17 protein-coding genes, 1 other RNA gene, 2 pseudogenes and 1 riboswitch are annotated in these 21,712 nt (G+C 64.0%); of the genes and pseudogenes, 3 read left to right on the forward strand and 17 right to left on the reverse strand.

What is annotated here, in order from left to right:
• On the reverse strand, window positions 1-1,197 hold the full coding sequence (locus IG194_RS17810) for an acetyl-CoA C-acetyltransferase (protein WP_058487239.1): 1,197 nt from the start codon (window positions 1,195-1,197) through the stop codon (window positions 1-3).
• A gap of 282 nt (window positions 1,198-1,479) precedes the next feature.
• Between IG194_RS17810 and IG194_RS17815 the strand changes: the two genes are divergently transcribed.
• Window positions 1,480-2,718 (forward strand): OprD family porin, encoded by a 1,239-nt coding sequence (locus IG194_RS17815; RefSeq protein ID WP_058487238.1) that lies wholly within the window; start codon window positions 1,480-1,482, stop codon window positions 2,716-2,718.
• 249 nt (window positions 2,719-2,967) lie between these two features.
• Here IG194_RS17815 and IG194_RS17820 read toward each other — a convergent pair whose 3' ends face one another.
• From IG194_RS17820 to IG194_RS17830, 3 genes are read right to left on the reverse strand one after another with little or no spacing between them, the layout of a single operon-like run.
• Complete coding sequence (locus IG194_RS17820) at window positions 2,968-3,777, reverse strand: HpcH/HpaI aldolase/citrate lyase family protein (protein WP_023101140.1); 810 nt, start codon at window positions 3,775-3,777, stop codon at window positions 2,968-2,970.
• 10 nt (window positions 3,778-3,787) lie between these two features.
• The gene (locus IG194_RS17825; RefSeq protein ID WP_023101141.1) at window positions 3,788-4,951 is read right to left on the reverse strand and encodes an acyl-CoA dehydrogenase family protein; all 1,164 of its coding nucleotides are present in this window, start codon (window positions 4,949-4,951) and stop codon (window positions 3,788-3,790) included.
• Window positions 4,952-4,996: 45 nt separating this feature from the next.
• Complete coding sequence (locus IG194_RS17830) at window positions 4,997-5,824, reverse strand: MaoC family dehydratase N-terminal domain-containing protein (RefSeq protein WP_034075623.1); 828 nt, start codon at window positions 5,822-5,824, stop codon at window positions 4,997-4,999.
• A 276-nt stretch (window positions 5,825-6,100) separates the two neighbouring features.
• Here IG194_RS17830 and IG194_RS17835 point away from each other — a divergent pair, with 276 nt between their 5' ends.
• Together IG194_RS17835 and IG194_RS17840 are read left to right on the forward strand one after the other, a co-directional pair.
• Entirely contained in the window at window positions 6,101-7,537 is a 1,437-nt protein-coding gene (locus tag IG194_RS17835) for an IS1182 family transposase (RefSeq protein WP_058487237.1), read from the forward strand.
• 253 nt (window positions 7,538-7,790) lie between these two features.
• Window positions 7,791-7,910 (forward strand): annotated as a pseudogene (locus IG194_RS17840) (transposase); the annotation flags it as partial.
• A gap of 29 nt (window positions 7,911-7,939) precedes the next feature.
• On the opposite strand, the gene hxsC reads toward IG194_RS17840, so the two are convergent.
• From hxsC to IG194_RS17900, 13 genes and pseudogenes are all read right to left on the reverse strand, one after another.
• Complete coding sequence (hxsC, locus tag IG194_RS17845; RefSeq protein WP_058488387.1) at window positions 7,940-9,103, reverse strand: His-Xaa-Ser system radical SAM maturase HxsC; 1,164 nt, start codon at window positions 9,101-9,103, stop codon at window positions 7,940-7,942.
• Window positions 9,097-10,551: a His-Xaa-Ser system radical SAM maturase HxsB gene (hxsB, locus tag IG194_RS17850; protein ID WP_034076272.1), complete on the reverse strand. Its 1,455-nt coding sequence runs from the start codon at window positions 10,549-10,551 to the stop codon at window positions 9,097-9,099. Before hxsB ends, hxsC begins: the two co-directional genes overlap by 7 nt.
• A gap of 1 nt (window position 10,552) precedes the next feature.
• A complete protein-coding gene (gene hxsD / locus IG194_RS17855; protein WP_058488388.1) occupies window positions 10,553-10,849 on the reverse strand; it encodes a His-Xaa-Ser system protein HxsD in 297 nt (98 codons plus the stop codon).
• Window positions 10,849-11,154 carry a His-Xaa-Ser repeat protein HxsA2 gene (gene hxsA2, locus IG194_RS17860; protein ID WP_034076276.1) on the reverse strand — a complete coding sequence of 102 codons (306 nt, stop codon included), beginning with the start codon at window positions 11,152-11,154 and terminating at the stop codon, window positions 10,849-10,851. Before hxsA2 ends, hxsD begins: the two co-directional genes overlap by 1 nt.
• 622 nt (window positions 11,155-11,776) lie before the next feature.
• Window positions 11,777-12,052: pseudogene (locus tag IG194_RS32835) on the reverse strand (tyrosine-type recombinase/integrase); the annotation flags it as partial.
• A 52-nt stretch (window positions 12,053-12,104) separates the two neighbouring features.
• Complete coding sequence (locus IG194_RS17865; protein ID WP_058488389.1) at window positions 12,105-13,361, reverse strand: integrase domain-containing protein; 1,257 nt, start codon at window positions 13,359-13,361, stop codon at window positions 12,105-12,107.
• Window positions 13,362-13,546: 185 nt separating this feature from the next.
• Window positions 13,547-13,902: a transfer-messenger RNA gene (ssrA, locus tag IG194_RS17870) on the reverse strand.
• 73 nt (window positions 13,903-13,975) lie between these two features.
• Window positions 13,976-14,653 (reverse strand): type 1 glutamine amidotransferase domain-containing protein, encoded by a 678-nt coding sequence (locus IG194_RS17875; RefSeq protein WP_058488390.1) that lies wholly within the window; start codon window positions 14,651-14,653, stop codon window positions 13,976-13,978.
• Window positions 14,654-14,757: 104 nt separating this feature from the next.
• Window positions 14,758-15,768 carry a sodium:calcium antiporter gene (locus IG194_RS17880; protein ID WP_058488391.1) on the reverse strand — a complete coding sequence of 337 codons (1,011 nt, stop codon included), beginning with the start codon at window positions 15,766-15,768 and terminating at the stop codon, window positions 14,758-14,760.
• A 64-nt stretch (window positions 15,769-15,832) separates the two neighbouring features.
• Window positions 15,833-16,001: riboswitch (yybP-ykoY riboswitch) on the reverse strand.
• Window positions 16,002-16,113: 112 nt separating this feature from the next.
• Entirely contained in the window at window positions 16,114-16,365 is a 252-nt protein-coding gene (locus IG194_RS17885; protein WP_043268982.1) for a hypothetical protein, read from the reverse strand.
• A 92-nt stretch (window positions 16,366-16,457) separates the two neighbouring features.
• The gene (locus IG194_RS17890) at window positions 16,458-17,843 is read right to left on the reverse strand and encodes a sensor histidine kinase (protein ID WP_058488392.1); all 1,386 of its coding nucleotides are present in this window, start codon (window positions 17,841-17,843) and stop codon (window positions 16,458-16,460) included.
• On the reverse strand, window positions 17,840-18,514 hold the full coding sequence (locus IG194_RS17895; RefSeq protein ID WP_009613084.1) for a response regulator: 675 nt from the start codon (window positions 18,512-18,514) through the stop codon (window positions 17,840-17,842). Before IG194_RS17895 ends, IG194_RS17890 begins: the two co-directional genes overlap by 4 nt.
• Window positions 18,515-18,755: 241 nt before the next feature.
• On the reverse strand, window positions 18,756-21,587 hold the full coding sequence (locus IG194_RS17900; protein ID WP_058488393.1) for an FAD-binding and (Fe-S)-binding domain-containing protein: 2,832 nt from the start codon (window positions 21,585-21,587) through the stop codon (window positions 18,756-18,758).
• Between the last annotated feature and the right edge of the window lie 125 nt (window positions 21,588-21,712).

The raw sequence follows: 21,712 nt of genomic DNA on the forward strand, positions 1-21,712 counted from the left end.
TCACAACCGCTCGAACAGCGCGGCCATGCCCTGGCCGCCGCCGATGCACAGGGTTTCCAGTCCGTAGCGTGCGCCGCGGCGCTGCATCTCGTGGAGCAGGGTGGTCATGATGCGCACGCCGGTGGCACCGATCGGGTGGCCCAGGGAGATGCCCGAACCGTTGACGTTGACCCGCTCGTCATGCTCCAGGCCCCAGGCCTTGAGCACGGCCAGCGCCTGGGCGGCGAAGGCCTCGTTGACCTCGATCAGGTCCATCTCGGCCAGCGTGCGCCGGGTGCGTTGCAGCAGCTTCTCCACCGCCGGTACCGGGCCGATGCCCATGCGCGCGGGGTCGCAGCCGGCCGCCGCCCAGTCCACCAGGCGCGCCAGCGGCTTGAGGTTGTGGCGTCGGGCGTAGTCCGGTGAGACCACCAGGCAGGCCGCGGCGGCGTCGTTCTGCTGGCTGGAGTTGCCCGCCGTGCACACGCCGTCGGGCCGCAGCACGCGCAGGCCGGCCATGCTTTCCAGGCTGGCGTCCTCGCGGATGCCTTCGTCCATCGACACGCTGGTTAGGCTGCCGCGCCTTCCGGGTACGTCGACCGCCACGACTTCCTCGGCGAAGCGTCCGTCACGCCACGCGGCGGCGGCATTGCGGTGGCTGCGCACGGCGAAACGGTCGGCTTCCTCGCGGCTGATGCCGTAGTCGCGGGCCAGGTTCTCGGCCGTCTCGGGCATGCCGGAGATGTAGCCGAAGCGCTCGTGCGGCTGCGAGCGCTCGCGGCCGCGCTCCAGGCGGTCGTGGAATTTCACGCTGCCGGCGCGGGCGCCCCAGCGCATGTCGGTGCTGTAGTACTCGATGTTGCTCATGCTCTCCACGCCCACCACCAGTACCGCCTGGGCGTGGCCGGTCTGCACGTGCATCGCCGCGTCGGCCAGCGCCTGCAGGCCGGAGCCGCAGCGGCGGTCGAGGGTATAGCCGGGCACTTCCAGCGGCAGGCCGGCGGCCAGCGCGGCGTAGCGGCCCATGCAGGGCGCCTCGCTGGAGGCATAGGACTGCGAGACGATCACCTCGTCCAGTGTCGCCGGGGGAATGTCCAGGCGCTGCAGCAGGGCCTGGATGATGCCGGCGGCGAGCTGGTCGGCGGTCAGCGGGGCGAGGGCGCCGCCGAACTTGCCGATGGGGGTTCGCAGGGGAGAAACGATCAGCGCGTCGTGCATGGGGTCGGCCTTGTTCTTGGGGGAATGGGCTTGCCAGGGGAATGCTGGCCAGCATGGGCAAGGTGACGCAGGTGGGGCAATTTCGCATCGCAAAAGCCTGCCTTCCGCATTGCTTAAGTCGCCGCGCCCGCCTGGGCTGCGAGGCGCTCTTCGTTTTCGTGAAACGGCTCCTTAAGAAAAACCCAATACCTGTCCGTGCCTTCGCGTTTGCATCCTTCTGCGCACCCCGGCGTTCCCCTTCCGGGTCATTCGAAAACAACAACAACCAACACGGATACCTCCATGCAGAATCCTTCTCTGGCCCGGCTCTGCGGCCTGCTCGCGCTGCCGCCGGCCCTGGCGCTCCCGGCGCTGGCCCATGCCGACTTCATCAAGGACAGCAGCGTCAACCTCGGCCTGCGCAACATCTACTTCAACCGCGACTTCCGCCAGGACAACGCGCCGCAATCCAAGCGCGAGGAGTGGGCCCAGGGCTTCATGTTCAGCGCCAAGTCGGGCTACACCGAAGGCACCGTCGGCGTGGGGCTGGAGCTGTACAGCGCGCTGGGCCTGAAGCTCGATTCCTCCGACGCCCGCGCCGGCACCGGCCTGTTGCCCAACCGCTTCGGCGATTCCGGCCCTGGCAGCTACAGCGACCTCTCGGGCGTGGCGAAGGTGAAGATCGCCAGGACCGAGCTGAAGGTCGGCGGCTTCACCCCCAAGACGCCGGTGCTGCTCTCCAGCGATGCGCGCCTGCTGCCGCCGATCTACAACGGCGCCACGCTGACCTCCAGCGACATCGACAACCTGACCCTGGACCTGGGCCGTTTCGACAAGGTCAACTTCCGCAACTCCAGTGGCAACCACGACGAGATCATCGCCGGCAACTACAACGTCAGTGGTGATCACTTCGACTACTTCGGCGCTACCTACGCCTTTTCGCCGACGGTCAACCTCGCCTACTGGCGTGCCGAACTGCAGGATGTCTACGAGCAGAACTACCTGGGCTTCCAGGGCAGCCGCAAGGTGGGTGACTGGGTACTGAGCGCCAACCTGGGCTACTTCGATTCCTCGGAGAACGGCGCTGCCCGTGGTGGCGACATCGACAACGGCCTGACCACCGCTATGCTCTCGGCCAACTACGGCGCGCAGACCTTCCGTGTCGGCTACCAGGACAACAGCGGCGATAGCCCCTTCCCGTACCTGCAGGATGCCGACACCTACGGTGCCAACGTGGTGCAGATCCTCGACTTCACCCGCGCGCAGGAAACCTCCTGGCAGGTGCGCCATGACCTGGACTTCAGCGCCTTCGGCATCCCCGGCCTGACCATGATCAACCGCTACATCCGTGGCGACGGCTATGAGATCGGCGGCAAGGCCGGCAAGGAATGGGAGCGCAACCTGGATATCACCTACGTGGTGCAGAGCGGCCCGCTGAAGAATTTCGGCGTGCGCTGGCGCAATGCGACGGTGCGCTCCGATGGCGCCGGCGAGCTGGACGAGAATCGCCTGATCCTCTCTTACACGCTGTCGCTGAAATGAGTTGCGGGGCCGCCTTCCACAAGAAGGCGGCTGCCCGATCCACCGGGCTTGCCCGGTGCGCCCGGACGGCGAGCCAACTCTTGCCGATGCCGGAATCCCTACCCTGAGGTAAACGCACGCCCGGTCTCCACGATGGACCGGGTGTTCGTCTTTGCGCTGCCTGGATATCTGCTCGCAAGCGCATCTGCGGGGTGGCGGCGGTGCAAAAAAAGCCGGCCACGAGGGCCGGCGCAAGCGAGGTCGGTACTGTCAGTCGTGCAGTGCGAGCAGGCGCCGGGCGCGTTCGATCACCGGTGCATCGACCATCTGCCCGTCCAGTTGGAAAGCACCATTGCCTTGGGCCGCGCCGACGATCTTTTGCGCCCAATCCAACTGTTCACGGGTTGGCGCCAGCGCCTGGTGCACGCCGATGACCTGGCGCGGGTGGATGCACAGCATGCCGGCGAAACCGGCATCTCGGGCATCGCGGGCGAAGCGGGCGAGGCCCTCGGGGTTGGCGATCTCGGGAAACACGGTGTCCAGTGGCGCGGCGAGGCCGGCCAGGCGGGTGTGCAGCAACAGCTCGTAGCGCACCTGGTCGAGCAGGCGCGTTGCGACCGGGGTACCCGCGCTGATGCCCAGGTCCAGGCACAGGTCGAGGCCGCCGAAGGTCAGGCGCTGCACGCCGGCAACCCGTGCCATTTCCGGCAACGCCCGCAGGCCCAGGGCGCTCTCGACGATGGGCAGTACCGGTTTGCCGACCGTGGCGGCATTGACCACCTGCTCGACGCTTTCCGACTTGGGAAGCAGCAGGCCGACCACGCCACGATGACGGCACAGGTCGAGGTCCGCATCGTGTTCCCGGTGCCCGGCCATGTTCACCCGTACCCAGACGCCGGCGTCGGGGTGGGCGTCGAGGAAGGCGCGCAGATGTTCGCGCGCCTGGGCCTTGGCGGACGCCTGCACGGCATCCTCCAGGTCGACGATCACGGCATCGGCGCCGCTGGCCAGGGCCTTGGCGAAGCGCTCCGGGCGATCTCCCGGCACGAACAGCGCGCTGCGCAGCTTGTCCAGTTGCATGTGGCCTCCGTCAGAACGAGCGCGGCAGTTCGAGCAGGTGCTCGGCCACGTAGGAGAGGATCAGGTTGGTGGAGATCGGCGCCACCTGGTACAGCCGCGTCTCGCGGAACTTGCGCTCGACGTCGTATTCGTTGGCGAAGCCGAAGCCGCCATGGGTCTGCAGGCAGGCGTTGGCCGCCTCCCAGCTGGCCTTGGCCGCCAGGTACTTGGCCATGTTCGCCGCGGCCCCGGCGTTGCGCCCGGCGTCGTATTCCGCGCAGGCCTTCCAGCGCATCAGGTCGGCCGCTTCCACCTCGATGTGCGCCTCGGCGATGGGGAACTGCACGCCCTGGTTCTGCCCGATGGGGCGGCCGAACACCACGCGGTCGCGGGCATATTGGCTGGCTTTGTCGATGAACCAGCGGCCGTCGCCGATGCATTCGGCGGCGATCAGCGTGCGCTCGGCGTTGAGGCCGTCGAGGATGTAGCGGAAACCCTTGCCCTCCTCGCCGATCAGGCTGCTGGCGGGGATTTCCAGGTTGTCGAAGAACAGCTCGTTGGTCTCGTGGTTGACCATGTTGGCGATGGGCTGCACGGTCAGGCCGTTGCCGATGGCCTCGCGCAGGTCGACCAGGAAGATCGACATGCCCTCGGCCTTCTTCTTCACCTCGGCCAACGGCGTGGTGCGGGCCAGCAGGATCATCAGGTCGGAGTGCTGCACCCGCGAGATCCACACCTTCTGGCCATTGATGACGTATTTGTCGCCCTTGCGCACGGCGGTGGTCTTGATCTTGGTGGTGTCGGTGCCGGTGGTCGGCTCGGTGACGCCCATGGACTGCAGGCGCAGTTCGCCGCTGGCGAGTTTGGGCAGGTAGTAGCGCTTCTGCTCCTCGCTGCCGTTACGCAGCAGGGTGAACATGTTGTACATCTGCCCGTGGATGGTCCCGGAGTTGCCGCCGCAGCGGTTGACCTCCTCGAGGATCACCGAGGCCTCGGCCAGGCCCAGGCCGGAGCCGCCGTATTCCTCGGGGATCATCGCCGACAGCCAGCCGGCCTCGGTCATGGCCTTGACGAAGGCTTCGGGGAAGCCTTTCGCTTCATCGACCTTGCGCCAGTACTCGGCGGGGAACTCCGCACAGAGGGCGCGCACGCCTTCGCGGATGGCATTGAGTTCTTCGTTGTCGTGGTGGTTCATCGCTCTTCCTTTGGGCTGCGTCAGCGGGATGGACGCGGGGCAGGGTCAGTCGAACAGGACTTCGGCGCGCTGGCACACGCCGGTGGAATTGGCGGCCCACAGTTCGGCTACGCCGGGTTCGGTGTGGCGTCCACCCACCTGGAACGGCTCGGGTGCGATTAACGGGCGCACGCCTCGGAAGCTGAAGCGGCGCAGGCGTGCCAGCGGGTTGGCGCGGGCGAAGGCAGCGAGGCTCAGGGTTGCAGTCAGTGGGCCGTGCACCACCAGGCCGGGGTAGCCCTCGGCGCCGGTGACGTAGGGCCAGTCGTAGTGGATGCGGTGGGCGTTGAAGGTCACCGCGGAGTAGCGGAAGAGCAGGGTGGGGTCAGGCGCGATGCGCTCTTCCCAACCCATCTGGGGCGAGGGCTCGCCTGCGCCGAGCTTGGGCGGCGAGGGCTCGCGGTAGACGATGTCCTGCTCCTCGCGCAGGCACAGTTGACGGTCCTGCCAATACTCGTGGGCGAGGGTAACGAACAGCAGCGAACCGGTGCGCCCGGCCTTCTCCTCGATGCGCTCGATACGCGTCTTGCGCCAGGCTTCGGCGCCGATCCGCAAGGGTTCGAGGAAATCCAGCCGGCCGCCTGCCCACATGCGATTGCGCCCGTGGGCCGGTGGCATGAAAGTACCCAGCACCGGGTGGCCGTCCGGGCCCAGACGGTTGCCCGCCACCTGATCGTTGAAGAAGCACCAGTGCCAGAGCCATGGCAGCTCTTCGCCGTGGGCCGGCGCCGATGCATTGAAGGTAGCCGCGATGCGTTGCACGAGGTTGCGGCTAAGTTGGTCGTGAACTTCCTGGGTACGCCCCAGCCATTCCGAGGGATCGAAGTCGGTCATGCCTTGTATCCGCGTTGAGTGAGATGCCTGGCATGATGCTGGCGAGCGCGGAGGTGGAGGAATTCGATTTTGCCGAAGTCCGGTTGAAGCCCAGGCTAATACGTGGCCCGTTATTGTCGGTCCTTTTCTCTCTATAACGCTGCAGATCGCTGTTAATGAGGGAGTGCCCGCTCCTGGCCGATTGCAGCCCTTGATGAGAGGCCACTACCGACCCAGGCTGTGTGAAAACGTCGCCCTCGCCTAGAGTTGCTGGAGCATCGTCAGCGGGGGCGGCGTATGAAGCGATTCATCGAGGAAGCGAGCCGGACACAGGTCAGCTTGCTGCCGGAATGCCTGGATGACTTCGTTGCCGAAGACAATCCGATCCGTGTAGTGGAAACCTTCGTCGAGCAACTCGACCTAGCGGCCTTGGAGTTCGATGGAGTGGCACCGGCTGTAACCGGGCGACCGTCTTATCATCCCGCCGTGATGCTGAAGATCTACATCTACGGTTACCTCAATCGCATCCAATCCAGCCGCCGCCTGGAGCGCGAATGCCAGCGCAACCTGGAACTGATGTGGCTGACTGGACGGCTGGCGCCAGACTTCAAAACCATCGCTGATTTTCGCCGTAACAATGGCAAGGCCATCCGCAATGTCTGTCGCCAGTTTGTCGTGCTGTGCCGCCAGCTGGAGCTGTTCTCACAGTCACTGGTAGCCATCGACGGCAGCAAGTTCAAAGCCGTCAATAACCGTGATCGCAACTTCACTCCGGGCAAGCTCCGCGCCCGCATGGAGCAGATCGAGAAGAGCATCGAGCGCTATCTGGCGGCGATGGAGACCGCCGATCGGACGCAATCTGATGTTGCCGAAGCCAAGGCCGTCCGCCTGCAAGACAAGCTCGAAAAGCTCAAGCAGCAGATGCAGGCGCTCAAGGACATGGAGCAGCAGTTGCGTGAAGCGCCGGACGGGCAGATCTCCCTGACCGATCCGGATGCGCGATCCATGGCCACCAGTGGCAGAGGCACCGGCGTGGTCGGCTACAACGTGCAGACGGCCGTAGATACCCAACATCACCTCATCGTCGCCCACGAAGTCACCAATGTCGGCCATGATCGCTCGGCACTGGCGATGATGGCCGAGCAGGCGCGCAGCGCCATCGGGGTTGAAGGCCTGACCGTCGTCGCCGATCGTGGTTATTTCAAGGGCGAAGAAATACTTGCCTGCGACCAATCTGGCATCACCACCTATGTCCCTAAGCCGCTGACATCCAATAGCAAGGCGGACGGGCGCTTCGGCAAGCAGGATTTTGTGTATGTGCCGGAGAAAAATGAGTACCGCTGTCCCGCGGGGCAAAGCCTGATTTATCGCTACACGAATCTTGAGGCCGGCCTGACGACACATGCGTACTGGAGCTCGAACTGCAAGCAATGTGCACTCCGAACGCAGTGCACCAGTGAGCCATTCAGGAGAGTTCGACGCTGGGAGCACGAGGACGTCATCGATGCCATGCAGCGTCGCCTCGATCATCAGCCAGAGATGATGAGCATCCGCCGCCAGACCGTCGAGCATCCATTTGGCACGCTCAAGCACTGGATGGGCTCGACGCACTTCCTGACCAAAACGCTACCCCGAGTGAGCACCGAGATGAGCCTGCATGTGCTCGCCTACAACCTCAAACGGTTGATGAGCATTTTGGGCATCCGCGAAGCGGTGGCGGCCTTGCAGTCCTGAGAAGGACTTTTTCCACGCTTCTTGCCGTCTCCCGAGGCGATCGCAGACCTCAGATGCCCCACTACCGCAAGCAGAACGCTATTTCGGCCCAAACCCCATCTCAGCCTTTGCCATGGACCAGGAGCGATGCAGAACCCCGAGTTTTGCTCTTTTCACACAGCCTGGACCCAAAGCAGCGCAGTTTTCTCTTGCCTGAATACGCGAAGCGTTTCATCCAAGGCGAGCATTGAGGTCAATGCACGCAGCTGCCCGGGAACCTGGCCGGCCTGCGTATAACCCGGCCGTCCTGCTGAAGATCTATATCTACGGTTACCTCAGCCGCATCCTGTCGAGTCGCCGCCTCGAACATGAGGCACAGCTCAACATCGGGCTGACGTAGCTGAGCTTTTCATTGGGCAGGCGTCACACTAGGAACGGGGTGATCGCTCTGCTGTACCCATTGCGTACGCCAGAGGAGAAGAAGCCCCCGCATTGGGATTTGCGGGCGCAGCCGTCGCACTCTGGTACGTACTCGTTCTTCCAATCGCTGATGGACTTACGGTAATAGGGAAGCACGTCATCGTTCACCAAGCACAACTGGTGGTTATAAACGGACACGTTCATGCGATAGGCTGCCAAGATGCCTACAGCTTCACTCAGGACGTCTCGGTAGTCTGCGGGGTCAACCCACAGGGCATCCAAATTGGCGCGCGTGAAGCCAATCATTTCCAGTCCCATCAGCGTCACGTGATCGACGAACAGAAGGTTCCGCGCGATGTACTCGCACAGTTGCGGTAGGCGACTGATCGACTGCTTGTGCAGCACGATCCGAATCTCAACCTTCTGACCAAGACGCTTGAGGTTGAGGATCCCTTGAACGGTTTCCTGGAATGCTCCCGGCGCTTGAACAATGTAGTCATGCAGGTCGGGATCATCGGAGTAGAGTGGGATTCCGATCATGATGTCGGGGTGCGCAATCTCTGCGTACTGTCGAGCAAAATGCTCATCTGCGAACGTGCGTCCGTTTGAGAGCACATGGACGACTGTCCTCGGCAGATACGACTTCATCATCCGGATGAGATTGATGAATCGCCTCCCTGCCAGCGTCGGTTCTCCACCTGAAAAACCTACCTCAGGCGTTTCCCTGGGGATCAGGGGAATCAGTGCCTCGAGCTCATCGAGTATCCAGCTGTCGTCGATGTTCTTGGGAGGCTGAGAACACATCAGACAGTAGTGGTTGCACTGCTCAGTTACCAGCAGCGAGTTGTGACCGGAGTTGGCCCTGAAGAGCACTCGGATCGCCTGGCCGTCCAGGCGGATGATGTCGTTGTGGCCCAGGTAGTTGTAGTCATTGGGCAGCAAGGTGAACGAGCTCTTTCCTTCCAGCTCTCGAACGCGCCATTCAAGAGGCTCGGGGATTAGATAGTGCTGGTAGCCTTCCGGCAGCTCCTGCGAAGAGACCAGGAATGCTCTAGTCGTCCGCAGCACCATCGGCAGCTCCGGGTTGGTGCTCACCTGCAGAAGCAATGGGCGATCTTGGACTTCAACCAGTTGGATTCGACCGACTTTCCCAGCGAGTTTCAGCATGCGTTGGCCCACTGCATGAAGAGGCGGCGAGTGGATGCATCAGACTGCATCAGGCGGATAAGGTGTTTGAAGATCGTCATGTTCCGCTTGCAGAACGAGGACTCTGATTTGCGCCCCAAGACGTCTTTGAAAATGGCGTGATGGAAGACCGGCTCGGCACCGCAATAGGGCTCAAAGGCGCAGTCAGAACACATCGGCGCACTAAGCGTGAAAGACTGTTCCAAAGCGTCGAGCAGCACATCGGAGAGGATGATGTCTTCGTAGCTGTCAGTCAGGATGTTGCCCAACCGGAAGGACTGATCACCCATCTCTGCGAGCATCCGACTCTCGTCCGATGCATAGACCGAGCCGTCGTAGTTGAAGACGATCGCCGCGATGCCGGCGCCGGCGGGGTTCATCAGATCAACATAGCCCGGGTCATTGCTGGTCAGCATCTTCTTGAGGATCAACGATGCATAGTGCTCAACGAAGGGGATGCCTGCCTTGTTCAGCTCGAGGATGTACGCGAGGCCTTCCTTGTAGAATTCCAGCCAGCGCTCCGTATTGTAGGTCATGAATTTGCGGGTTTTGATCGCAAATCCATACGGAGAAAGAGCCCGAAGAAAAATGCCGTTGAACCCCAGTCGAACGTACTCATCGATGATTTCACGGACTCGAGGCAGGCTCTTGTCCGTGGTAGTCATGAGGGCGCTGACTCTGTCCACGCCGAGGACATTTCGAGCCTTGGCCAAGCCATCTTCGAAGCGTTCGAAGCTATCGCGACCGACGCGTGGGCGATTGGCGTTGTGTAGGTCTGCAGGACCATCGAGCGAGGTCGACAGGATGATGTCGTGCTCGTGGCAGAACGTGAGGACTTCGTCAGTGAGCAGTGAAAGCGTGGTGGCGATGACAAACTCAAGATCACGCTTTTCAACCAGGTTACGCCGTTTTGCGGCCTCGACCACATAGCGCACCATCTCGAAATTCAAGAGCGGCTCGCCGCCCTGGAACTCGATCTTGATCGCTGGGTTAGGAGATCGGAAAACGAAATCTAAAGCCTTGTCCGCCATCTCTGGCGTCATGTCGAAGGCTTCCCCGTCCATTTGCCGCGACACTTGGCAGTACGGGCAGCTGTGGTCACAACGCAGTGTCACAACGAAGATGTGGAGGCTAGTGAGGCCTGCCAGTCGCGAGAGGCGCGTACGCAGCTTCAGCGCCAGCAGATCCAGCGGTGCCTGCTCATCGGCGTATCGGATGAAATGCTTGGCACGCAGCGACGCATAGAGCGGATGTTCAGCGGCAAGATCTTTGGAGAGGAGCGCGCGCAACTCCTCCATCGGCACGACAAGGTGTTCGCCGGTCATGTTAGTAATGACATAGTCATCACCTTCGAGGCGGTCGAATTTGAACGGCAGCAGCTCGTACCCGTCTCGCCGGATATAAGCATCCAGTCCTTGGAATTTACTCACTTCAGTTCAGCCTGGCATTGGAGAAAGCCAATCCCATGATTAGGTTGCGGATGGGGGCGGTTTCTGCGTGAAGCTGTGCCCGCAACTGATAGTCGAGGACGTCTTTGCGGAACTCTTCGACAGCGCGTTCAAACGCGTCTTGCTCTGTCGTGATGTTGCCGATCAGCTTGCAGAGCATGTTCCCGCCTTCGACCTTTAGATTGAGCGTGAAGGCGTGCATAGAGCGATATGCCGCCTTCTGGATCGCATCCACACCATACAACTGACTGTCGAAGGTCAGCTCAGCGAGACCAGCCATCAGCGGCTCGAGTAGTGCGAGCTGTGAGAGCTATGGGAGGCGTGCGAGCTATGCGAGTAGTGGGCAGCGACCATCTGGCCGTCTTCTCCACGCTTGAGGATGAAGCTGAAGAGGTTGTCGCCTTGGCGACCGGTGACCATTTGCTCGCCGACGTTGACGATTGGCAATGCCGCCCCCTGGTTCTCAATGGCAGTGTTCTCAGCTGCCTTGTCGGTTCCATGCACTGCAACGGAGGCCGAGGCTTGGTTAGCGGTTACGGCGGCAGTCAGGGTAGCAAGGGGCAGCAGGAAATCACGTTTTTTCATCTCAACATCCCTGTGAATGGTGGGGGTATAGCGGCACTATAGGGGCAGATCCATGGTGGAGCAAAGTGCCATTAGTCGAAATTTCACTGACTCCAGCGGACTAACCTTTGTAGGTGCTGCAGCTGCGAATCAGCCCGCTTAGCGCGGCATCTCGGATTCACCTGCCGTTATGCAAAGCTTTAACTGTCAGTGTCCGCTTCTGGCCGAGGCTGTGTAAAAACGCTCGCTCATAATCGAGGTTCACGTCGCTACGTAAAATTTGCGGAGGTTTTCTAGGCTGAACCGGCTGGAATTCGCGAGGAAGTGCGCAATTCGCTCGCTTTTTTAGCAGACCCGATTCTCAGAAACGTTTTTACACAGCCTGGGCCGTTCTCTGCCGTTCACCTGCTAGAGGCTTTGCATCACCCTGCATCGGGGAGCCCGAGCAGCACCAGAACTACTGTCCCGCGGTAGCGGAAGGGGGCTCAGGGGCCCCATTCACAGTGCTGACGTTGCCCTGCTACAAGGAGCACAAAAAAGGCGCCGTGAGGCGCCTTTTTTGTCGGCTTTCACTAGGTCATCTAGGGAAAACTCGTCGGAAGCGTCCACCACCTCAGTGCAGGTAAGGTATGTGAGTCTAGGCCTAGGTGTTTACGCTGGATGAGCCCTCGCTATTGGTCTTCCAAGCTTCCAGCATATCCGCCCATTGCTGCATCATTTTAGCCCGGTCGGCTAGATACTCTGCGTGGTTATAGGTGCGCCGAACTGCATTCTGCTCGGTATGTGCCAGTTGCCTTTCGATCCAGTCTGCTGAAAATCCCATTTCATTGAGTCTGGTGCTGCCTGTCGTCCGTGTGACGTGAGGGCTGTATTTTCCGCCCCAGCCCAAGACGTTGAGCATCTGGCGGAATGAGGAAGCTTCATCAGTCAGTCCTTCAGTACCGCGAAAAACCTGCTTTTAATCTGATTGCTCAACGAAGCGACACGACTTTTCTGTCCCGGTTTTCCTTGATGGCTGACATCGAAAGGTTGCCGGTAGCTGATTCCTGAATGTGTTCACTCCACCACGCCATCATCGGACGTCTGCGCTCGATATAGTCCGCCCGGTTGTAGGCGCTGCGAACCTCGTCCTTGTCTACGTGAGCCAGCGCCACCTCGATCAGTTCAGGATCCCAGCCATGCTCGTTGAGGATGGTGCTCGCCATCGAGCGCATGCCGTGGCTGACCAGGCGCCCTTCGAAACCCATGCGTTTGAGTGCCATGTTGGCGGTCTGGCTGTTGCAGTGGGTGCGAGGGTTCCGGTCTGCGGGGAACACGTATTCCCTGTGCCCACTGTAGGGTTTGATCGCTTCTAGGAGCGCGAGCGCCTGCTCCGTGAGCGGGACAATGTGCGTACGGCGTTTCTTCATGCGTTCTGCAGGGATCGTCCAGATCTTCTTCTCGATATCGATGTCCACCCAGCGGGTGGTCGCTGCCTCGGCTGGCCGGGTCATAGTGTGAAGCTGCCATTCGATCAGGCAGCGGGTTGTCCTTTTGATGCTGGCATTGGCGATTGCCACCATGAGTTCTTTCAGCTCATCAGGAGGCAGTGCTGCCATGTTCTTTTTCTTCGGCTTCTTGAAGACGGAGCGGATCCCACTGAGTGGGTTCGCGTGAATCAGTCCCGAGTTGACCCCGTAGGTCATGATCTCATTGAGCCGCTGTGTCAGCCGCTTAACGGTTTCGAGGCTCCCCTTGGTCTCAAGCGGCCGGAGTAGGTTGATCACCTGGGGGGCGTTGATGGCGGAAATCGGAGTGGTGCCCAAGTCGGGGAAGATGTGCAGCGTGAGGGAGCGCCAGATGTCTTCGGCGTAAGCTTGCGTCACCGCATCCTTTTTCAGTTCATACCAAGCCGTCGCCACATTCTGGAATGTGTGCTCGGTTGCCGCCTTCTTGGCTTGCTGCTCTGTATTCCGTTTCTCTTTGGGGTCGATGCCGTGGGCGAGGAGTTCTCGTGCCTCAACGGTTCTCTTGCGTGCTTGCGCCAATGAAACTTCGGGGAAGGTTCCGAGGCCCATGTTGATCCGGCTCTTCGTCACCGGGTGACGGTAGTTGAAGTTCCAGAGCTTAGAGCCATTGCTTCTCACTCGCATCTGTAGGCCGTCACCATCGCTCAGGACATAGTCCTTCTCCTGAGGTTTGGCGGCTTTGACCTTGAGATCAGATAGGCGGGTTGCTTGGGCGCACATGGGGTATTCCAGGGACGGTTTCGGTATTCCAAAAATTACCAGTGGATGGCTTGGAATACCACTTGGAATACCGAATCTCATAGATCCTGCTGGACGCTATCGGATCGTGATGACGCTGAAAGCCCCGTATTTACTGGGTTTCAGGCGAAAAAAAAGACGTCCGAGGACGTCTTTAGATGTGTATTTGGTGGAGCCGGGGGGATTTGAACCCCCGTCCGCCAGCTCTCCGCTATCGGTTCTACATGCTTAGCCATCTCTACTGAGTTAACTCCGCGCGGCCCGAGTGGCAGGGCGCTTGGAGCGAGCTGTATGAGTTTTAGCCGTTACGTCTACAGCGAACTTGGCGGCGATCCTGTTCTATCTGACAGACCTAATCTTCGGGTTTACAGGCATCCCCTAGGGTCTGCTGGCGCCCTTAGGCGGCCAGAGCGTAGTTGTCGTCGTTGGCAACTATGAATTGTGGCAGCGGATTTACGAGAACTGTCACCTACTCGGCATGCCCCTCAAGTTTTGTTACCGGCGTCGAATCCTAATCGGCCCCAGAACCTTTGAAGGTCCCGGCCAGTGTACGGCAAAGCCCCCGGCGAGTCCACCGGGGGCTCTGCAAGCCCCTGTCAGACCAGGAGTTTCAGCACGGCGGCGGCCACCGCTTCGCTCGATGCGGGGTTCTGCCCGGTGATCAGCAGGCGGTCCACTTCCACGTGGCTTTGCCAGTCGTCGGCCTTGGCGTAGCGGCCGCCCTTGGCCTTGAGTTCGCTCTGCACCAGGAAGGGCACTACGGCGGTCAGGCCCACGGCTTCTTCCTCGCTGTTGGAGAAGCCGGTGACGTGGCGGCCCTCGACCAGCGGCTTGCCGTCGCCGTTCTTCACGTGGCGCAGCACGCCGGGGGCGTGGCAGACGGCGGCGACCGGCTTGCCTGCGCTGGCGAAGGATTCGATCAGGGCGATGGAGTACCTGTCCTCGGCCAGGTCCCACAGGGGGCCGTGGCCGCCGGGGTAGAACACGGCGTCGTAGTCGGCTTCGTTCACCTCGGCCAGCTTGCGCGTGTTGGCCAGGGCGGCCTGGGCTTCGGGGTCCTTGCGGAAGCGCTCGGTGGCCGGCGTCTGGGCGTCGGGCTCGTCGCTTTTCGGGTCCAGCGGCGGCTGGCCGCCCTTGGGCGAGGCGAGCGTCAGCTCGGCGCCGGCGTCCTTGAACACGTAGTAGGGCGCGGCGAACTCCTCCAGCCAGAAGCCGGTTTTCTTGCCGGTGTCGCCCAGTTGGTCGTGGGATGTGAGCACTACCAGGATCTTCATGGCCTCTCCTTGCATGCAGCGGTGTGTCGGCAGGCGCCGGCCGGGCGCCTGGCGGAACCGTCAGTTTAGGCGCTGCGCCGTGGCTTGCACGGCGGCGCCGGCGTTCAGCGGCCGAGGGTGATGGCCAGGTAGGCGACGTAGAGCGCGCCGTTGCCCAGCAGCGCCCAGGCGGCGATGCCGTCGTGGCGGGCGTTGAGGCGCAGCCAGAGCGCCGCGCCGAGGGTCACCAGCACCCCTGTGAGCACTTCGATGCGCGGCTGCCAGGGCGTCAGCAGGATGCCGATGGCCGGCAGCAGGGTGCCCTGGAAGACCATGGCGCCGGTGATGTTGCCGAAGGCCAGGGTGTCCTTGCCGCGGCGCACCCAGAGGATGCTGTTGACCTTCTCCGGCAGTTCGGTGGCGATGGGGATGATCAGCAGCGAGAGCAGCAGGGCGGAGATGCCGAGCAGGTCGGACAGGCCCTCCACGCCGTGGATGAAGCCCTTGGCGCCGAGCACCAGCAGGGCCAGGCCCAGGGCCAGTTGCACGAGGACGGTGAAAACGTTGGTCGGCAGGCCCAGGCGCGACAGCCACATGGGGTTTTCCGCCGCGGTGCCGTGGCCGTCTTCCACCAGGTCGCGGGAGGCGCGCAGGGTGAGGGTGATGTAGCCGACGTAGGTGAGCACCAGCAGCACGCTCAGGCCGATGCGGTAGCTGTGCAGTTGCGAGGGCACGAACATCGCCACCGTGGCCAGGCAGAAGGCCAGGAGGAAGAAGTTGAGGTCGCGCAGCAGGCCGCTGCGCTCGGGCACCAGGCGCCCGCGCAGGCCGCGGCCGCGGAGGACGAAGCAGGCCATCAGGCAGGTGGACAGGGTGGAGAGCATCAGCGGCGCGCCGAGGATGGCGCCCACGCCCACTTCTTCGTTGAGCGAGACGTTGCTGGTGCCGGCCACCAGCGCCAGCAGCGGCACCAGGGTTTCCGGCAGGGCGGTGCCGATGGCGGCGAACAGCGAGCCGGTGACGCCTTCGGAGATGCCCAGGCGCTCGCCCAGGTGTTCCAGGGCGTTGGTGAAGAGTTCGGCGGCGATCAGGATCAGCAACAGCATGCCGAGCAGTTCGAGGACGAAGGTCAGCATGGCGCGCGCTCCTCGCGGGTGGAGGGCGATTCGGGACGGAGGCGGTGCATCACGGTGGAACTCCCGGCCGGTATGGTACCCATGACCATGCGCCTCCCCGGCCGTTGCGGAGGTTGCATGGTCAAAGGTCTTGCCAGGCTTTGCGCTGGCCACGCCATGGCCTGCCGGCCAAGGATGTTGACGTGGTCCCCGCCGGTGTTCCGGGCGGGCGGCTACTCCCCAATGACGCCGGGCATTCTAGCGGATTGCCCGGCGCGCTCAAGGGGTTGTTTCCTCATGTGTCGATTGCCGCGGCCCGGGGCCGCCGCGTTTCCCCGCTCGCGGCGGCGCCCGCCGGGCGTCGGCTCAGCTGCTGGACGAGGCTTTCAGCAGCTTGAGGGCCTTCTCGGTCATGGCGACGCAAGCCTGGGTATTGCCCTGTTCCTGGGCCTGGGCGGCCTTTTCCTGGAGCCGCATGGCCTGCTCCTGCACGCTGTCGCTGCGGTTGGTGCTCTGCATGCTCTCGTCGATTCTCTGCAGGTTGTCGCTGCAGCGGTCGGCGGCGAACACCGGCGACGCGAGCAGCGCGGCACTGATGAACAGGATGGTGGTTTTCATGATGCGGTACCTGTACGGCTGAACATGTCACAGGCGGCGACTCGCCAGGCGAGCGGGGCCTGCACGGTGGACTGCGCCGCAGGTGCCGGGGTTCAGGAAAGTTGCGCGGACGGCAGTTCCACCCGCACGCCCAGGCCGCGCCCGTCCAGGCCGGGGTGCAGGCTGATGTGGCCCTGGTGGATTTCCACCACGCGCTTGACGATGGGCAGCCCCAGGCCACTGCCGCCGGTGCCGGAGGCGACGCCGGGGCTGCGGTAGAAGCGGGTGAAGATGGCGGCCTGCTCGGCGGTGGCCACGCCGGGGCCGGAGTCCAGCACCCACAGCTGCACCTTGCTGCCCTCGGTGCCCAGGCGCACTTCCACGCGGCCGCCCTCGGGGGTGTAGCGCAGGGCGTTGCTCACCAGGTTGCCAAGCATGATGCCCAGCCACACCGGCACGCCCATGACCACGGCGCCCTGGCTCTCCAGGGTCAGTTCGATGTTCTTGTCGATGGCCTGGGGCGCCAGGTCGGCGATGGTTTCCTCGCTGAGCTGGCCGAGGTCGACGGGGGTGAAGGTCTCGTGCAGTTCCTCGTTGTCCAGGCGCGCCAGCAGGAGGATCTGTTCCATCAGCGTGCCGATGCGCTCGACGCTGCGGCTGACCTGCTGCAGGCCGTGGGCGAGCACCGCCGAGTCGGAGGAGCGCAGCGCCACCTGGGCATGGGTGCGCAGGCTGGCCAGGGGCGTGCGGATTTCGTGGGCGGCGTCGCTGGTCAGGCGGCGCTCGGCTTCCATGGCGGTGCCCAGGCGTTCGAGCAGCAGGTTGAGTTCGTTGACCAGGCTGTGCACTTCCACCGGCGCGCGGTTGAGCGCCAGCGGCTGCAGGCTGCGCGCGCTGCGCTGGTGCAGTTGCGCGGTGAGGCTGCGCAGCGGCGCCAGGCCGTTGTTGACGCCGAACCACACCAGCAGGGCCAGCAGGGGCAGGGCCAGCAGCAGCGGGAAGAGGGCGCTGAGCAGCAGCAGGTGCAGGGTATGGCTGCGGTGGTGGAGGTTTTCCACCACCCAGATGCGCGCGTTTTCGTCGCGAGTACTCAGCTGCAGGACGCGCCAGGTGATGCCGCCGTGCCTGATTTCGGAGAAGCCGGTCTCCAGGGCTTCCAGGCCCGTGGGCAGGCCGGGCGTGGCGAACAGCGGCTGGCCCTGGTACCAGAGGCTGTAGCCCAGGGCGGATTCGCGCTTGATCAGCGGCAGGCCCTCGATGGCCTTGCGGCTGCGGGCGATCAGCTCGCCCTGGCCGCCGGCGACGTCCACCAGGCGCAGGGCGGCCTCGCCGAAGTCGATCATGTCTTCGTCGTAGAGCCGGTCCACCTGGCGCGAGGCGAGGTGGTAGGTGAGGGTGCCGGCCAGCAGCCAGCAGAGCGTCACGCCGCCGATCAGCAGCAGCAGCAGGCGCCGGCTCAGCGAGCCGGCGCGGCGCGTGCGGCCGGGCGTGGCGCTCAAGGCGCGTCCTTGGCCGGGCGGTCGATGCCGTAGCCGATGCCGCGCACGGTGCGGATCAGCTCGTTGCCCAGCTTGCGCCGCAGGTGGTGGACGTGGACTTCGATGGCGTTGCTTTCCAGCTCGCCGTCCCAGCCGTACAGGGCTTCCACCAGGCGGGTGCGCGAGAGCACCTTGCCGCGCTGTTCCAGCAGCAGGCGCAGCAGGGCGTATTCGCGCGGAGCCAGTTCCACCGGCTCGCCGCCCAGGCTGACCTGGTGGGTGGCCGGGTCCAGGCGCAGCTGGCCGTGTTCCAGCAGCGGCTGGGCGCGGCCGGTGTGGCGGCGGGTGAGGGCGCGCACGCGGGCCAGCAGTTCGTCGAGGTCGAAGGGCTTGCTCAGGTAGTCGTCGGCGCCGGCGTCCAGGCCGGCCACGCGGTCGGCCACCTTGTCGCGGGCGGTGAGGATCAGCACCGGGGTCATGTCGCCGCGCTTGCGCAGGCCGCGCAGCACTTCCATGCCGTCGCGCCGCGGCAGGCCGAGGTCGAGCACCAGCAGGTCAAACTCGTCGGTGGCCAGGGCCTGGTCGGCGGCCACGCCGTCGGTCACCCAGTCCACGGTGTCGCCTTCCAGGCCCAGCCCGGCGCGGATGCCGTCGCCCAGCAGCGGGTCGTCTTCAGCCAGCAGGATTCTCATCTTCGCCCCCATTCGCATGCTGTCGCCGAGCAGGATAGCCGCAGCGGCGGTTTCGCGGCAGAGGCTGGCAGGGCTCGCTTAACGTGGGGTTAAGGCCGGCGCTTTTCGTAGGATGGGTTGAGCTTGCGAAACCCATGCGGTGGTGGTGATGGGTATCGCTTCGCTCAACCCATCCTACGGGGAGCTCGCCGGGTGGTTGCGTGCCGGGGCAACGGCGGATGACCGCGAACGGTTATTCGCCCTACGGTGCGTCGATCCGCTGCGCCTGCGCGCGGGGGCGGGTTACCCGGTCCACCAGGTAGACCACGCCGTGGTAGTCGATGCCGCTGTGGGCGCTCAGGCCGATTTCGCAGGTGCGGCTGGTGGAGATGCCTTCTTCGCAGTACTGCACCGCGTCCTTCAGGCTGCGCAGCGAGTGGGCGTTGAGTTCCGGGGTGGTGAAGCCCTTGTCGCCGGCGAAGCCGCAGCAGTGGATGCCTTCGGGGATCACCACTTCGTTCGTGCAGCGGCGCACCAGGTCGATCAGCGCCTGGCTTTCGCCCAGGTGCTGGGTGCTGCAGGTGACGTGCACCGCCACCGGCTTGTCCAGCGGCTGGAAGTCCAGGCGTTCGACCAGGAAGCTGCGGATGAACTTCACCGGGTCGTAGATCCGCAGCCGGCTGTCGGCCAGCTCCTGGACCAGGCGCAGGGTGCAGGGGCTGGTGTCGCAGTAGATCGGGTCGAGCCCGCCGCGGCTGGCCTGCAGCAGCGCGGCCAACAGTTCGTCGCGCTTGTCGTCGGCCTGCTGCTTGTAGCCCTTGGAGGCGAAGGGCTGGCCGCAGCAGAGGTTGTCGGCGTTGTCCGGGAACACCACCTGGTAGCCGGCTTTCTCCAGCAACTGGCGGGTCTTGTCGATCAGCGGCACCTGTTCCTCGTCGCCGGCCGCCGGGCCCATGGCGCGGGACACGCAGGCGGTGAGGTAGACCACCCGCGGCTTGTCGGCGATATCGCTGGCTGCCGGCAGGCTGAAGCGCACCGGCTGCGGCATGGCTGGCGTCCACTGCGGCACGCGGCCCTTGCTGGCGTGGCTGATGGAGGCGCTGAGGCTGGCCAGACGCGGTGCGCCGAGCAGCCTGCGTGCGCCGTTGGCGGCATGCAGCATGAAGCGCGCACCTTGCATGGCCGTGGCGAAGTTGCGCGCCAGCCAGGTGGCGGTGCCGGCGTGGTGGGCCTGCTCGCCGCGCAGTTTCTTCACCAGCTCGCCGGTGTTGATGTTCACCGGGCAGCGCTGGGCGCACAGGCCGGTGGCGGCGCAGGTGTCGATGCCCTGGTACTGGTAGTCGCGCTCCAGTTGCGTGGTGTCGACGCCGCTGCGGCGCTTGGCCTGGATGTCGCGCCACATGACGATGCGCTGGCGCGGGCTCAAGGTCAGGCCCTTGGACGGGCAGACCGGTTCGCAGAAGCCGCACTCGATGCACTTGTCGACGATCTCGTCGGCGGCCGGCAGCGGCTTGAGGTTCTTCAGGTGCAGTTGCGGGTCGTCGGTGAGGATGACGCCGGGGTTGAGGATGCCCTTGGGGTCGAGCAGGCGCTTGAGCTGCCACATCAGCTGGTAGGCGTCGTGGCCCCATTCCAGTTCGACGAAGGGCGCCATGTTGCGCCCGGTGCCGTGCTCGGCCTTCAGCGAGCCGCCGTATTCCACCGCCACCAGGTGCGCCACGTCGTCCATGAAGGCCGAGTAGCGCGCCACCTGCTCGGGCGAGTCGAAGCCCTGGGTGAAGACGAAGTGCAGGTTGCCCTCCAGCGCGTGGCCGAACAGGATCGCCTCGTCGTAGCCGTGCTTGTCGAACAGCTCGATCAGGCGGTTGACGCCCTCGGCCAGTTGTTCGACGGGGAAGGTGACGTCTTCGATGATCACCGTGGTGCCGGTCTCGCGCACCGCGCCCACGGCCGGGAAGGTGTCCTTGCGGATGCGCCAGAGCTGGTTGTAGACGAGCGGGTCTTCGCTGAAGTCGACCTGCTTCTCCACCGGGAATTCGGCGATGGAGGCCATGATCTGCGCGAGCTGTTCGTGCAGCAGCGTCTGCGTCGCCGCGCGGGATTCGATGAGCAGCGCGCAGGCGCCGGCGGACAGGCTCTTCACCCACACCGGCATGCCCTGCATGTTCTCCACCGAGCGCAGGCTGCGACGATCCAGCAGCTCCACGGCGGACACCGGCTGCTGCTTGAGCACCGGCACGGCCTTGCAGCAGGTTTCCACGTCGGAGAAGACGATCAGCGCGCTGGCCTTGTGCGGGTGGTCCGGCACGGTGTCGTAGGTCACCGCGCTGATGAAGCCCAGGGTGCCCTCGGAGCCGACCATCAGGTGGGTGAGGATGTCCAGCGGCTGGTCGTAGTCCACCAGGGCGTTGAGGGAGAAGCCGGTGGTGTTCTTCAGCCGGTACTTGTGGCGGATCTTCGCCGCCAGCTCGGTGTTGGCGCGGGTCTGCCGGCCCAGTTCGGCCAGCTGTTCCAGCAGCTCGCCGTGGCTGGCCTGGAAGGCTTCGATGCTGGCTGCGTCCTCGCTGTCCAGCAGGGTGCCGTCGGCCAGCACCAGGCGCAGGCCGGCCAGGGTGTTGTAGCTGTTCTGCGCGGTGCCGCAGCACATGCCGCTGGCGTTGTTGGCGACGATGCCGCCGATCTTGCAGGCGTTGATCGAGGCCGGGTCCGGGCCGATCTTGCGGCCGAAGGGCGCCAGCCAGGCGTTGGCCTGGGCGCCGATGACGCCGGGCTGCAGGCGGATCTGCCCGCCGCTGGCGCGGATGTCGCGGCCGTTCCAGTTGTCGCCCAGCACCAGCAGCACCGAGTCGCTGACCGCCTGGCCGGAAAGGCTGGTGCCGGCGGCGCGGAAGGTCACCGCCACCTGCTGGGCGTGGGCGGCGCGCAGCAGGGTGCGCACCTCGTCTTCGCTCTCCACGCGGATGACCAGCTTGGGGATCAGCCGGTAGAAGCTGGCGTCGGTGCCGAAGGCCAGGGTCGAGAGCGGGTCGTCGAAGCGGCGCTCGCGGGGGATCAGGTGTTCTACCGTGTCGAGGAACGCGGCGGGCAGGCTCATGGCGGCTCCAGTCATCATCGGTGAGCGTGGACCGCTGGACGGCCCATCGGTGTTCTTTTGATTTTGCAGGAGCGAGCTGGCTCGCGAACCCGGCGGGCCCGGGGCCGGGCAGGTTCGCGAGCAAG

Source organism: Pseudomonas sp. ADPe (genome assembly GCF_014843515.1).
Lineage (GTDB): Bacteria > Pseudomonadota > Gammaproteobacteria > Pseudomonadales > Pseudomonadaceae > Pseudomonas > Pseudomonas citronellolis.